A 12,761-nucleotide genomic window follows, 5' to 3' on the forward strand; every position below is an offset into this window, starting at 1 on the left:
AAGACCCTTTCAAGGGTAGTAAGTAATACGAACGCCCCTTCAGGGGCTGCGACGAGTCAATCTGCAATAGACTTGAACGTCAGTGAAAGCCGGGACTTAAGTCTCAGCTTGGGAACCGAGCCTTATAGGCTGTGTTCAAACCACCCGTTTGACGGGTGGTTTGTGATTTTGTAGTGAAGTAAGCCTTTCCTTTTCGGAAGGGCTTTTTTTATAGTGCACTCACGCTTGTCATAACTTCTTCTGAATGATTTTGCATGAGGCTCCAGACGAAAATCCAGATAAAGCACATCACCGTAATGATTTTTAAGCCGGTTCCAAGCAAAAAGCCCTTGAATGCTCCGAATGCGGCTTTGAGTGCTCTTTTTGCGTCAGAAGAATCGTGAATCATCTCGCCGATGTAGGCTCCCACAAATGGGGCGATAAGAATGAAAATCGGGCCGAGAAAGAAAGAGACGATAAGACCGATCGTACAGCCCCATGTGGCCGCCTTGCTTCCTCCGGCCTTTTTTGTCATCAGCGAAGGAAAAATATTGTCGATTACAGTAACGAAAACGGCTGCTATTCCGGTCACAATCAAAATCCAAACTTCAATCTGAGAATAGACCGAAAAATGCGCCGCAAGAAGACCTGCCCAGGCGATTGGCGGCCCAGGCAAAACAGGCAAGACTGTACCGATTAAGCCAATGAAAAGAAGAAGCCCTGCCAGTAGTGCAAAGAAAAAAGTGATGTCGAAATTCATCATTCCCCCCTTAAAACTTTCTACAAATCCCACCATTGGGCTGCAGTTTGGTCTGCCAGCTGAATTAATAAAACCAGTGGATTTTGAAGAAGATTTGAATAATTGTAGCTTTCCATGGGACTTAAATCAGAAAATCCCATGTGACGGCTGATTGCCTCGATTACCGTGCGGTTTTTAAGGAGATGGGGCATGGACTCAAGCAGGAGAAGAACCGATTCGTTTCCGTGCCCCAGATTCCTTACATCATTCTTTGTTTTGTAATATGTCTCATACTTCCAGTTGCCGTTGAAATCCTTGGTCTTGCGGCTTTCGGTGGCGTAAGTGCCGGCCTTGCAGAAATCATGGGCGATTCCAGAAATAAAGACATCTTCCGCCGTGAAAGAAAAGTTTCCGGCCTGCTTTGAAAGGGCGAAATTCTCTGCGAATGGAATGGCAAAGCGAAGGGCCTGAACTGCCACCAAGAGAGAATGAGCGGCAAGTCCGCCCTTTACATTTCCGTGAAAGCGGGTGCTTGCCGGGCTTGTCCAGAAATCATGAGAGTCCATCCAGTCTTTAAGGTTGGAAAGTGATTCCTTTTCTGATATGATAAAATCTGCCATAGAGAGAATTGTTTCCTGTACTGATTCTTGGGAAAAAGTTCCGTCTTTTTGAATTGGCTTTCTTTCATCATAAATTGCGAGAAGAGAATCTACCTGTTCTTTCATAATTTCTGCCATTTTTATTTATCTAAGTTATTCTTTTTTTTCTATTGTTGCCTGTTGTACGGGATTTATCGGTTCATCGAGTACAAGACCAAATCTCTTGTTTACAGCATCTTTGAGAAACTCTCTGGTTCCGGCTAAAGCTCTGGTGAATTTATCGTAAGCTCCTGCATTTATTTCGTAAGCGCTTGAATCTAATTCACAGTTTTTTGAAGTGTTTTTCAAATAAAATTTTCCGAATTCCAGATAATACTTATCGATATCAGATGTCTTTTCACCGTTTATAGAGACATAGGAAAACTGAATTCTTTCAGATTTTGAATTCTTCTGATTCGGATCTTGGAGGGTAATAAAAACTACCGCTTCGTCAGAATTTCTGCCTCTTGCAATGAAAATATCCTGAGAAATAAAATTCCCGTCTTTTAATGAAAAATTCTTTTCATTTGTTTCCCTCTGTGTTGAGAAAAGAATTTCCATTTCGTAGTTTTCTGCAAGTTCTACGGCAGTAGCAATCTTCTTTACCTTAGAAGCGTTTGATTTGATTGAGCGTGGCTCTTTTGGAGTTGAGGCACAACCGACTAAAAATGCCGCCATAAGGCAAAGCACGACCGATGAAAGAAAAGTTTTTTTCATAAAAACTCTCTCCTTTTAAAATGATTTTATTTAAAGCGTTGCTATAGTTCGTTCAAGACGAGCCAAAGCACGCTCTTTTCCAAGAACGGCGATTGAACCGATGAGCGGTGGAGAAACCCGGCTTCCAGTGACGGCCATACGGACAGGCATCATGAAGTCACCAAGTTTGATTCCAAGCTCCTCAGCCTTTGCTTTTGCGAAGTTCTCGGCTCCCTCGTGGTCAAGTTCGAATACTTTTGCCACGAATTCTTTTGCATTCTCCAGAACTTCTTTTGTTTTTGCCTGGTCAAGCTTTTTGGGGATAAGCTGCTCGACTGGGGGAACGGCAGGCTCCGTGAACATAAAGTGAACCATCTCTGCCGCCTCGGTGAGGAATTTGAGTCGTTCCTGAATGAGAGGCATAAGACCCATGAGAGTCTTTTTGACATCGGCACTTGTCATGTTCATGCTCTTGTCTACGCAGTAAGGCTCGCCGTCTTCGCCCAGTGCCACGCCTGAGAATTCCGGGCCCACATTTGGCTTTGGCTGGGGATTTTCAGGGTTGATTTCAAGAGTTGCGTCGCCAGTTCCCGTGATGAAGGGAAGAGTCCACTTGTAAAGCTCTTCTGTTGAAAGCTGGCGGATATAGTTTGCGTTGTAGAATTCCAGCTTTTTGTAGTCAAAAACAGCCGGAGCCTTGTTAAGATGCTCCAGCTTGAACCTCTGGGCAAGCTCGTCCAAAGTGTAGAAATCCCGGCCTTCCTCGTAAGAACAACCCAAGAGAGCCACATAGTTTACGATAGCCTGTGGCAAATATCCTCTCGCGCGGAATTCGTTGAGAGACGTAGAGCCGTGTCGTTTTGAGAGCTTTTTACCGTCGCTTCCGTTTACCATTGGAAGGTGACAGAATTCAGGATGCTCCCAGCCGAAAGCTCTGTACATCTGCACATGGAGCGGGGTAGAAGGAATCCATTCCTGAGCGCGCATGACATGAGAAATCTTCATCAAGTGGTCGTCAACGATGTTTGCCAAGTGATATGTGGGGAATCCGTCGCTTTTGAGCAAAACCGGATCCGGGGAAATATCCTCGTTTTTCCAGGTGATGTCGCCCAAAAGGTGATCGTGGAAAGTCGTCTCGCCTTCAAGAGGAACCTTTAAGCGGATAACATAAGGTTTTCCAGCGTCGAGATTTGCCTTTACTTCCTCCGGTGTGAGGTGGCGGCAGTTTCTGTCGTAGCCTGGAGCCATTTTGTTTTCGGTCTGAATTTTTTTGATTCGCTCCAGTCGCTCAGCATCGCAGAAGCAGTAGTAAGCCTCGCCTTTGTCTACCAGTTCCTGAGCGTATTTTTTGTAAAGCTCAAATCTCTCTGACTGAACATAAGGGCCGTATTCACCGCCTTTTTCGCCGCCTTCGTCCCATTCAATGCCAAGCCAGGCCATGGTGTCGTAAAGATTCTGGACATATTTTTCATCGTATCGGGTGCGGTCTGTGTCTTCCAGGCGGAGAATGAATTTTCCGCCCTGACTTCGGGCATAAAGATAATTGAAAAGTGCCGTGCGAACGCCACCGATGTGCTGCATTCCTGTTGGTGACGGTGCATATCGAACTCTAACTTCTGACATAAAAAAGCCTCTGTAAAATATAAAGTAAATTGAATTCATTATAGTAAAAATCAGATTTATATTCCATAGACTTTAAAAATATGAAAATAATTCAACGATACAAAGGTAATGGCATTGTGAAAATAATCTGTATATTTTCGTGTTTTTCTGTGTTATAATGTTATAATATCTTACTAGAGGAGCTAATTATGTTCAAAAAAATTCTTTCTGTATGCGCCGTGCTTTTTATCGTTTCGGCTTTTTCATTTTCCCAGGCAAAGAATCAAACGAAAATTTCAGGTCTTGAAGATGAAAACTACCAGTGGTATGAATTTAAGGTCAAACAGTTCCGAAAAAGCTTTAAATTTTATGCTTTCAAAAACGACACTCAGCGCGATAATCGCACAATCCAGCTTTTCAAATCTGCTGGCTGGGGTATGGGTCCCCATGAAACAATCACCGAGTATTACAATTTTAATGGCGGTGAAATCACAAAACTCTGGGACGAAGAGTTAAAGCCCATGATGAAAAAAGAAGGCTACAAGTATGCTTTCACTACTTACCGAGTAACCGGAAAGGATGACACAACAATTTACTTGTACACCTTCTATTATAATCCTAAAACAGATGAATTATATATGCTCAAATCTGTTAAGTAATTTATTCACCCAACATCATGCGGTCGTTCAATTCTCCGGCCGCATTGAACTTTTCAAGCAAGTCTTCTGGCTTCAGCTTCTTTTTTTCTTCGCCACGAACATCATAAACGATATGCCCCTTCATCATCATAATGAGGCGGTTTCCGTAATGAATAGCATGATTCATGTTATGAGTGACCATGAAAGCAGTGAGTTTGTCCTGTTCAACGAATTTTTCGGTAAGTTCAAGGACTTTTGCCGCAGTTTTTGGGTCAAGGGCAGCCGTGTGCTCGTCAAGAAGGAGAAGTTCCGGCTTTTTCAGTGTTGCCATGAGAAGGGTGAGCGCCTGTCTCTGACCGCCAGAAAGAAGACCGACTTTGCTGGTAAGGCGGCTTTCAAGCCCCAAGTCCAGCATAGCTAGTTTTTCCCGATAAATTGCTTTTTCTTCCTTTTTGATTCCCCATTTAAGTGTGCGTGTGTTTCCCCGACGAAGGGCCATGGCGAGATTTTCTTCGATTTCCATATTTGCCGCAGTTCCCATCATCGGATCCTGAAAAACTCGGCCCAAAAATGCAGCCCTCTTGTACTCCGGCATTTCCGTAAGGTCACGGTCGTTAAGTTTAATCGTGCCGGTGTCGCAGGTATGAACGCCTGCAATCAAGTTGAGCAAGGTTGATTTTCCCGCTCCGTTGCCGCCGATAATCGTGACGAAATCACCGTCTTCAAGGGTGAGGTTTATATCGTGAAGAGCCTTTTTTTCTGTGATGGTGCCTGGATTGAAGGTTTTTGATACATGTGAGATTTCAAGCATTTTATTTTCCTTCCTTTTCGACGATTGCGTTTTTCTTTTTTGGTGCTTTTGATTTTAAGACAGGAATTGCCAAAGCTATAACGACGATGATTGCCGTGAGCAATTTAAGGTCGCTTGATTTAAGACCCAGCTGGAGAACGATTGCGATAATCAGACGGTAAACCACCGAGCCAAGGAGAATTGAAAGCAAAGTGACATAGAAGGCAAAGCGCTTGTTGAAATAGGCGAAAATGCTCTCGCCCAAGATGATTGAAGCCAAGCCGATTACGATTGTTCCCGTTCCCATGCCTACATCGCCGTAGCCCTGCTGCTGGGCGACAAGTGCGCCTGAAAGGGCGATAAGGCCGTTGGAAATCATGAGGCCTAAAATCTTCATTTTGTCAGTGTCAACGCCCATGGCGCGAACCATTTTTTCGTTGTTGCCGGTCGCTCGGATACAAGAGCCGATTTCAGTGCCGCAGAACCAGTAGAGGGCAGCGATAAGGGCGATTCCGAAAATCAAACCGATGATAAAAGAAGCGACATTTGGTGAGATATGGAAGACGCCCTGCATTTTTGTCATCATTGTGTCCACGCCCAAAAGCGGAGTGTTTGATCTTCCCATTATGCGGATATTAATAGAATAAAGGGCAATCATGGAAAGAATTCCTGCCAAAATTTCGTGAATCTTGAGTTTTGTGTGCATGAGTGCCGTTGCCAAGCCTGCTACCAGACCTGTTAAAAAAGAAACTAAAATTGCAACAAGTGGATTTACGCCTTTTGTGATAAGGATTGCGCAAGTTGAGCCGCCGAGAGCAAACGAGCCGTCACAAGTCATGTCAGCGATGTTAAGAATTCTGAAAGTGAGGTAAACTCCGAGCGTCATGATTCCCCAAAGGAGGCCTTGTGCGACAGCGCCCTGAGCCGCACCTAAAATACTTAAGATGTTCATAATATTTCAATTATAGCACAGTTTTTCTTACTATGCTACAATTCTCTTATGAGCACAGTTGAAAATCTCTTTTCCTTTATTAAAAAATCTCCCAGCCCCTTCCATGCGGTGGCTGAAATCTCAAATATCCTAAAAGAAAATGGTTTCGCGGAGCTTTCCGAAAGCGAAATGTGGAATCTTAAAAAGGACGGAAAATATTTCGTAACGAGAAATTCCTCATCCCTCATTGCCTTCGCCCTTCCTCAAAATCCCTCTCCCAAAAATGGATTTTTGCTTACGGCCAGCCATTCTGATTCTCCGGTTTTTAAAATCAAGGAGAATCCGGAAATTGCCTCGGCAGGTAGCCTTGTCCTCAATGTGGAAAAATATGGCGGTATGCTGATTCAGCCCTGGTTTGACCGCCCCCTTTCTGTGGCCGGCCGGGTAGTTGTCCGTAAAAACGAAAATGGAAAATCTTTCTTGCGGCAAATTCTCGCCAACATTGGCCGGGATTTAGTGATGATTCCGAATCTTGCCATCCACATGAACCGGGAGGCGAACGAAGGGCATAAAATCGATGTTCAGAATGAAATCCGCCCGGTGCTCACTTTGAACGAAAAGAAAAATCTTCTTTCCCTTGTGGCAGAGTCGGCAGGCCTTTCTGAAAGCGACATAATTTCCCATGATTTGTTTCTATATAATAGAAGCCATCCTTCTCTTTGGGGGGCAGAAAATGAATTCATCTCTTCTCCAAAACTTGATGACTTGGAATGTGCTTACTCAACTTTGCAGGGCTTCCTCGCCGCGACTTCCAAAAGCATTTCAGAAAATCCTCTTCCCCTTTACTGCCTTTTTGACAATGAGGAAGTGGGAAGCTCCAGCCGTCAGGGCGCGGACTCAACTTTCCTGAGCGACACTCTTTCCCGCATCGCAGAAAAACTTTCTTGGACGCCAGAGGAATACAAAATCGCCCTTTCCAAGAGCCTCATGCTTTCTGCGGACAATGCTCATGCCGTTCACCCAAATTATGTTTCTTCGGCAGATCCTGTGAATCGTCCAAAAGTTAACGGCGGTATCGTCATTAAATTCAACGCGGCACAAAAATACACCAGCGATGCCCTTTCTTCGGCTATCTTTAAGGAAGTCTGCAAAAAGGCGGGAGTTCCTTTCCAGATTTACACAAACAATTCAAATGTCCCCGGCGGCTCAACTCTGGGAAATATAAGTCAGAATCATGTTTCGATTTCCTGCGTGGACATAGGACTGGCTCAGTGGGCAATGCACTCACCCTACGAAAGCGCAGGCGCAAAAGACCTTGATTTTATGATTCGTGCCGTAGGGGAATTTTACAAAGGCTCTGTGACCGTGAATTAGCCGTTATCGCTTGCCTCAGCTTCGTTTTCGGCATTTGTATCTTCGGCATCGGTAAGCTCTTCAATTTCTTCTTCGGCTTCCTCAAAATGCTCTTCGTCGGCGACAAATTCCGCTTCGTTGGTGCGTTTTGCGATGATAAGAGTAATATCGTCGTCAAGCTGCTTGTATTCTGTGAATTTTTCCAGTTCGTCTATGATAAGACCTATGATTTCGCTTGACGGGCGGGCGTGATTTTTTTTTATTATTTCTTTCATGCTGCTTGTACCAAACTGCACTTGATTTGGATTTGTCGCCTCAGTTATTCCGTCAGTGTAAAGAACAAGGATGTCTCCAGTTGTCATTGAGAAATTTGAGCGGGCAAAAGAAACTGTGATTCCTTTCATGCCGATTGCTCCGTAGTGAGGCTTGCCGTCATTTCCCTTGAGTTCATAGACTTCATTGTCTCGTAAACTGAATTTGAGGGGATAAGGATGTCCTGCATTTCCCAACTCTATATTGCATTTTCCGCCCTCGTTGCTGTCATCAAAACGGCAGAGAATACCTGTCATATAGTTATCTATGTCGCCTTTTTCGTAAAGAATCATGTTATTTATTTTGGTGAGAATACGGTCAACTGATTCTTTTCGTCGGAAACCTGTTTGGAATACGCGGGAAATGATATTTTTTGAAAGCATGGTGACAAGACTTGCCGAAAGACCGTGTCCTGAAACATCAAAAAGAGAGATTCCATTTAAAATATCGTTGTAGTTGTAATAGTCATAAAAATCCCCTGAGACTTTTGCTGCCGGAGAGTAGCAGACTGCAATTTCCCAACCGCGGAAATGCTTGTTTGGTCGCGGGAAGAAGTTTCGTTGCACGACAGAGGCCATTTCCAAATCCATTTCCGAGTGTTTCCGATCTTTTTCAAGTCTTTCGTTTAGGAGAGACAGCTCATAGTTTGCGTCTTTCAAATCGAGCGTAGCGGCGGCGACTTCTTCAGAAAGATGATTTGAGAGCCGTTCATTGTGCTTATAAATGTTTGCGAATCGGACTGCAAGCAAAACAATGAAAATTGCGATTGAAATCTGCCAGCCGAAGATTGAGAAATATGGATATTCCCTTGTGTTGTCTATGAGGCGGATTGTTATGTCAATGGCAGCCGAAATGAAGAGCGGAAGGAAGCCCAATATAAACTGAATGGAGGTGCTTCGGGATTCTTTTTTTCGGAATTCATGAACTACAACTGATGCCCCGATAAATCCCTGAAATCCGAGAAGGGCAAGCATATAAGGCGTGATTTTAGTGAGGGCATCGTAGGTTGGGGCAAGGAGAGTCACTATAACCTGGGCGGCAAGCACTCCCACCCGAAGCAGTTTGTATCGGCTTGTATACTTTTTTCTGTGATAGTCGATTGCAAATAGCGTTGCGAAGTAAACCATAAAATAAGGCGGAATACACATGGTAAGCTTCATGAAGGGCAGGAATGGAATCGCACCGTCTGTATACATTGGAAGTTCTGTTGCAAAGAAAGGCATGAGGAAGAAAGACGTAAAAATATTGATGATAGCAAAATCGCGGAATTCTTTAAATTCACGGACATTCAGGTAGAAACAAAGAAAGAGAATGAAAGTGAAGAACAGAATCCCCACGAAGAACATGTAAACGCGAGTATGATGGAAATTGATTGATTCAAAATTTGGGTAGGCGAATTGTGTGGGCTGAATGAAGGCATGGCTTGAAATGCCGCTGGAGCCCTGAGCGTAGATTCGGATTAGAATGGTATTTTTGCCTTCTTGATTGAGAATATTTACCGGGAAGCTGAAAAAGTGAGCCTTAAAGAGCGTTGATTGCTCGTTGGGAGGAAAATCACCGTACTGAGAGATGAATGCTCCGTTACAGAAAACCTGCTCGGCAAAGCGCATGTGGGGAATGACGAGACCCAGCGGTCTGTGCTTAAAATTTTCCGGGATTTCAAATTCTGCCCGAATCCAGACATAATGCGTGCCACCTCCGAGAACGCGTTTTAAATTCGTTGCTGAATAATCTTCGAGTTTTTTGAAAAAGCGGGCGTTTTTCATTGCGTCGCCGTAAGTTGCTTCGGCAGGGGCTTCCCAATAATAAAAATCATGACCGATGATAAGTTTAGGCGTCTCCTTTGGACCACAAGAGCAAAAAAAGAAGGAGAAAAAAAAGAGAATACAAAAAAGTGTTTTGTTGCCGTAGCGAATAAAATTCCGCATAATCCTATTATAAACTATAATCTCAAAGCTTTAAACTTTTTTATTCGCTCTTTGTTACGGATTTTTTTGTTCACTAAGCCATGAGAAGAGTTTTGTTTCGCCGTCCATACATTGATCGTTGAAAAGATAAATCCAGCTTTCATGACCGTCATATTCATAGGGGAGACCGTAGCTTTCGTCTTTAGGGCTGGCACTTCTGTCCAAGAGGTACAAGCCGCTTTTGTCAACGACATTCCTGAATTCTGAGACATGCAGTTTCTCTGCACCAGCTGCCTTGAGCCGTTCGATAGTTGCGATTGAATTTTTCTGAGAATTTACGGTTCCGTCATTAAGGGCGTAAGTGAACCATAATGGCTTTTTCGCCAGTTCCTTGATTTGTCCGTCAGTTATTTTTGAATCAAGGTAATACTCACAAATCGGAAATGCGGCAGCAAAAACTTCTGGATATTTAATCAGCATATTCATTGTCATATAGCCACCGGCGGAACATCCCCCAACATAGATTCTTTTCGTATCAATATTCGGATGCTCCGCAATAAATTCATCGAGAAGGGCTTTTATCGGCTCCGTGTAAAATGACTCAGCCGCAAAGGGAATCTTTTCTTTTTTTGGCTTGTCTTCTGTCACGAGAATTTTGCTGAGAAACTTTTCAAGCGGTTTTTTAATTTTATCGACAGGGGCATTTTTGTCTACTGGAGTCCAATATCTTACTCCGCCAATTCCTTTTTCATTTGATTCCAGCCATGAACTTTTACTTTGGGGGGCAAGGATAGCTACTCCGTCTTTGAAATAGGACTGAATTTGCTCATCCGCAAGGGCATTTGCCTTTACTCCCATCAAAACATCATAGATATTAGAGCCACCTTCTTTTAGTCCGTGAAACCAGAGAATCAATGGGATTTTTTGAGACTCTGAATCAGAAGTGTTCGGAATATAGCTTGCATAGGATATGGTAAGATTTTCTTCCTTGTATTTTGGATTTTCCTTTTCTTCATCGCTTGCCGGAACAATACATGAAAATGTCTGAATCTTGAACTTGGACACATTTTTGCTTACAAAGGCCTTTATGTTTTTAACGGAAATATCGAGTTTGTCGTTTTCGATTTTGTAGCCGTAGTAAGAGCGGAAACTTCCCAGCGTGATAGATACAAATGGATTTGAGTGTTCGGCTTTTGGATGAACATCTGTAATAATTGTGATGAAATTGCTTGGACTTGGGATTTGTCGCCCCATTGAGTCTGAACAGAATGCATCTGTTACGGAAAGACTTCCCTTTGTTACGCCGATACCTGCATTTTTTGGATAAAGGACTCTGCTTATTTCGAAATCTTTTGCGCGGATTAGCTGCGGAGAAATCTGGTGACCGACATTTACGACGAATTTTTCAACACATGCGCCCCAATCATAAGAGCCGATATAGACGACGCTTTGGTTTGAATCTGGTTCTGCTGATTCTTTGAAAAGCTGGGCGGAGGCGAGTGTCGGAAGGAAAATTAAAAAAAGGAAAGCAAGCTGAAATCTCTTCATGTTTATATTGTATAAATGAATTTCTTTTGTGTCGATATTTTGCTCTTTAATAAAATTTTGAAAGTGTGTATAATGCTAACAAATTTTGATTTTAAGGAGCATTTTGATGGCTATTAAAACTGTTGCAGAAATCCCCAACGCAAAAATCAAAGCGTGGGTCGAAGAATGCGTAAAAATGTGTGAACCTGACAATGTTGTCGTTTGTGATGGTTCAGCTGCTGAATACGACGCTCTCGTTAAAAAGTGCGTTGACTCTGGTTTGGCTACTCCATTGGCTAAAAAACCACACAGCTACCTCTTCCGTTCAGATCCTTCTGACGTTGCTCGCGTTGAAAAACGAACTTTCATTTCTTCTAAAAAACAGGAAGATGCGGGCCCGACAAACAACTGGATTGACCCTGTTGAGCTCAAGGCTACAATGAAAGGCCTCTACAAGGGCTGTATGCACGGACGCACAATGTATGTCATTCCGTTCTGCATGGGTCCTCTCGGCTCACCAATCTCTAAGTGCGGTATCGAGCTTACAGACTCAGAGTATGTTGTTCTCAACATGGACATCATGACTCGCGCCGGCGAAAAAGTATGGAAGTATCTTGACGATAACTTCGTTCCATGTCTCCACTCAGTTGGTAAACCACTCAACAACGGCGCAAAAGACAACGGTGTTTGGGCTTGTGCTCCAGTTGAGCAGAAATACATCTCTCAGTTCCCAGAGGAGCACCTCGTATGGAGCTACGGTTCAGGATACGGCGGAAACGCTTTGCTTGGCAAAAAATGTTTCGCTCTACGAATCGCTTCTGTCATCGCTCACGAAGAAGGCTGGCTTGCTGAGCACATGCTCATCCTCAAGCTCACAAACCCAGAGGGCAAAGTCAAATATGTTACTGGCGCATTCCCGTCAGCATGTGGAAAAACAAACCTCGCTATGCTTATCCCGACAATCCCAGGCTGGAAGGTTGAGACAATCGGTGATGACATCGCTTGGATGAAATACGGTGAAGATGGCCGCCTCTACGCTATCAACCCAGAAGCAGGCTTCTTCGGTGTTGCGCCGGGAACTTCTGCAGAAAGCAACAAGAACGCTCTCGTTTCAGCTTCAAAGAACACAATCTTCACAAACTGTGCTCTTACAGAAGACGGCGATGTTTGGTGGGAAGGAATCGGCTACCCAGCTAAGGGCAAGCTTGTTGACTGGAAAGGCAACAAGCGTGACGCTCTTCCAAAAGACAAATCACCAAAAGGCGAGGAATTCGCTCACCCGAACGCACGATTCACAGCACCTGCAAATCAGTGTCCGTGTATCGCTCCAGAGTGGGAAGATCCAAAAGGTGTACCTATCTCTGCTATCCTCTTTGGTGGACGCCGCCCGTCAACTGTACCTCTCGTACATCAGAGCCGCAACTGGAATCACGGTGTATTCTTGGGTTCTATCGTTGGTTCAGAAATCACAGCTGCTTCAACAATCAATGCTAGCGAAGTCGGAAAAATCCGCCGCGACCCGTTCGCTATCCTCCCATTCTGTGGATACAACATGGGCGACTACTTCCAGCACTGGGTTAATGTTGGTAAGGCTGCAAAAGATCAGGACAAATTGCCAAAGATCTTCTACGTTAACTGGTTCCGCAAGG

Annotated in this window: 11 protein-coding genes; 3 read left to right on the forward strand and 8 right to left on the reverse strand. The window is 44.0% G+C overall.

Features of this window, described 5'->3' with window-relative positions; all coding sequences use genetic code 11:
• Positions 1-208 precede the first annotated feature (208 nt).
• The 4 genes from B2089_RS09735 to gltX are packed head-to-tail and all read right to left on the reverse strand — an operon-like array spanning position 209 to position 3,675.
• Complete coding sequence (locus B2089_RS09735) at positions 209-739, reverse strand: DUF456 domain-containing protein (RefSeq protein WP_296324500.1); 531 nt, start codon at positions 737-739, stop codon at positions 209-211.
• A gap of 20 nt (positions 740-759) precedes the next feature.
• On the reverse strand, positions 760-1,443 hold the full coding sequence (locus B2089_RS09740; RefSeq protein ID WP_296687060.1) for an HD domain-containing protein: 684 nt from the start codon (positions 1,441-1,443) through the stop codon (positions 760-762).
• A gap of 27 nt (positions 1,444-1,470) precedes the next feature.
• Entirely contained in the window at positions 1,471-2,073 is a 603-nt protein-coding gene (locus B2089_RS09745) for a hypothetical protein (protein ID WP_296324495.1), read from the reverse strand.
• A gap of 30 nt (positions 2,074-2,103) precedes the next feature.
• Complete coding sequence (gltX, locus tag B2089_RS09750; protein ID WP_296324492.1) at positions 2,104-3,675, reverse strand: glutamate--tRNA ligase; 1,572 nt, start codon at positions 3,673-3,675, stop codon at positions 2,104-2,106.
• Positions 3,676-3,863: 188 nt separating this feature from the next.
• Here gltX and B2089_RS09755 point away from each other — a divergent pair, with 188 nt between their 5' ends.
• A complete protein-coding gene (locus B2089_RS09755; RefSeq protein ID WP_296324489.1) occupies positions 3,864-4,313 on the forward strand; it encodes a hypothetical protein in 450 nt (149 codons plus the stop codon).
• A gap of 1 nt (position 4,314) precedes the next feature.
• Here B2089_RS09755 and B2089_RS09760 read toward each other — a convergent pair whose 3' ends face one another.
• Together B2089_RS09760 and B2089_RS09765 are read right to left on the reverse strand one after the other, a co-directional pair.
• Complete coding sequence (locus tag B2089_RS09760; protein WP_296324486.1) at positions 4,315-5,103, reverse strand: ABC transporter ATP-binding protein; 789 nt, start codon at positions 5,101-5,103, stop codon at positions 4,315-4,317.
• 1 nt (position 5,104) lies between these two features.
• Complete coding sequence (locus B2089_RS09765) at positions 5,105-6,034, reverse strand: ABC transporter permease (protein WP_296324483.1); 930 nt, start codon at positions 6,032-6,034, stop codon at positions 5,105-5,107.
• Positions 6,035-6,082: 48 nt separating this feature from the next.
• Between B2089_RS09765 and B2089_RS09770 the strand changes: the two genes are divergently transcribed.
• Positions 6,083-7,387 carry a M18 family aminopeptidase gene (locus B2089_RS09770; protein ID WP_296324481.1) on the forward strand — a complete coding sequence of 435 codons (1,305 nt, stop codon included), beginning with the start codon at positions 6,083-6,085 and terminating at the stop codon, positions 7,385-7,387.
• Here B2089_RS09770 and B2089_RS09775 read toward each other — a convergent pair.
• Positions 7,384-9,606 (reverse strand): SpoIIE family protein phosphatase, encoded by a 2,223-nt coding sequence (locus tag B2089_RS09775; RefSeq protein ID WP_296324479.1) that lies wholly within the window; start codon positions 9,604-9,606, stop codon positions 7,384-7,386. The genes B2089_RS09770 and B2089_RS09775 overlap by 4 nt on opposite strands.
• A gap of 54 nt (positions 9,607-9,660) precedes the next feature.
• Positions 9,661-11,133, reverse strand: coding sequence for a prolyl oligopeptidase family serine peptidase (locus B2089_RS09780; RefSeq protein WP_296324477.1), 1,473 nt, complete (start codon positions 11,131-11,133; stop codon positions 9,661-9,663).
• 106 nt (positions 11,134-11,239) lie between these two features.
• Here B2089_RS09780 and B2089_RS09785 point away from each other — a divergent pair.
• Positions 11,240-12,761: phosphoenolpyruvate carboxykinase (GTP) (locus B2089_RS09785; RefSeq protein WP_296687068.1), on the forward strand; the 1,522-nt coding region annotated here is incomplete at its 3' end.

The organism is Treponema sp. UBA3813 (assembly GCA_002368605.1).
Classification (GTDB): Bacteria; Spirochaetota; Spirochaetia; order Treponematales; family Treponemataceae; genus Treponema_D.

What these genes read in the sequence shown, in the direction of transcription:
- B2089_RS09780 (WP_296324477.1), bottom strand. Translation starts at nt 11,133, where the DNA reads ATGAAGAGATTTCAGCTTGCTTTCCTTTTTTTAATTTTCCTTCCGACA.
- B2089_RS09735 (WP_296324500.1), bottom strand. Translation starts at nt 739, where the DNA reads ATGAATTTCGACATCACTTTTTTCTTTGCACTACTGGCAGGGCTTCTT.
- B2089_RS09770 (WP_296324481.1), top strand. Translation starts at nt 6,083, where the DNA reads ATGAGCACAGTTGAAAATCTCTTTTCCTTTATTAAAAAATCTCCCAGC.
- B2089_RS09760 (WP_296324486.1), bottom strand. Translation starts at nt 5,103, where the DNA reads ATGCTTGAAATCTCACATGTATCAAAAACCTTCAATCCAGGCACCATC.
- B2089_RS09775 (WP_296324479.1), bottom strand. Translation starts at nt 9,606, where the DNA reads ATGCGGAATTTTATTCGCTACGGCAACAAAACACTTTTTTGTATTCTC.
- B2089_RS09740 (WP_296687060.1), bottom strand. Translation starts at nt 1,443, where the DNA reads ATGAAAGAACAGGTAGATTCTCTTCTCGCAATTTATGATGAAAGAAAG.
- B2089_RS09765 (WP_296324483.1), bottom strand. Translation starts at nt 6,034, where the DNA reads ATGAACATCTTAAGTATTTTAGGTGCGGCTCAGGGCGCTGTCGCACAA.
- B2089_RS09745 (WP_296324495.1), bottom strand. Translation starts at nt 2,073, where the DNA reads ATGAAAAAAACTTTTCTTTCATCGGTCGTGCTTTGCCTTATGGCGGCA.
- gltX (WP_296324492.1), bottom strand. Translation starts at nt 3,675, where the DNA reads ATGTCAGAAGTTAGAGTTCGATATGCACCGTCACCAACAGGAATGCAG.
- B2089_RS09755 (WP_296324489.1), top strand. Translation starts at nt 3,864, where the DNA reads ATGTTCAAAAAAATTCTTTCTGTATGCGCCGTGCTTTTTATCGTTTCG.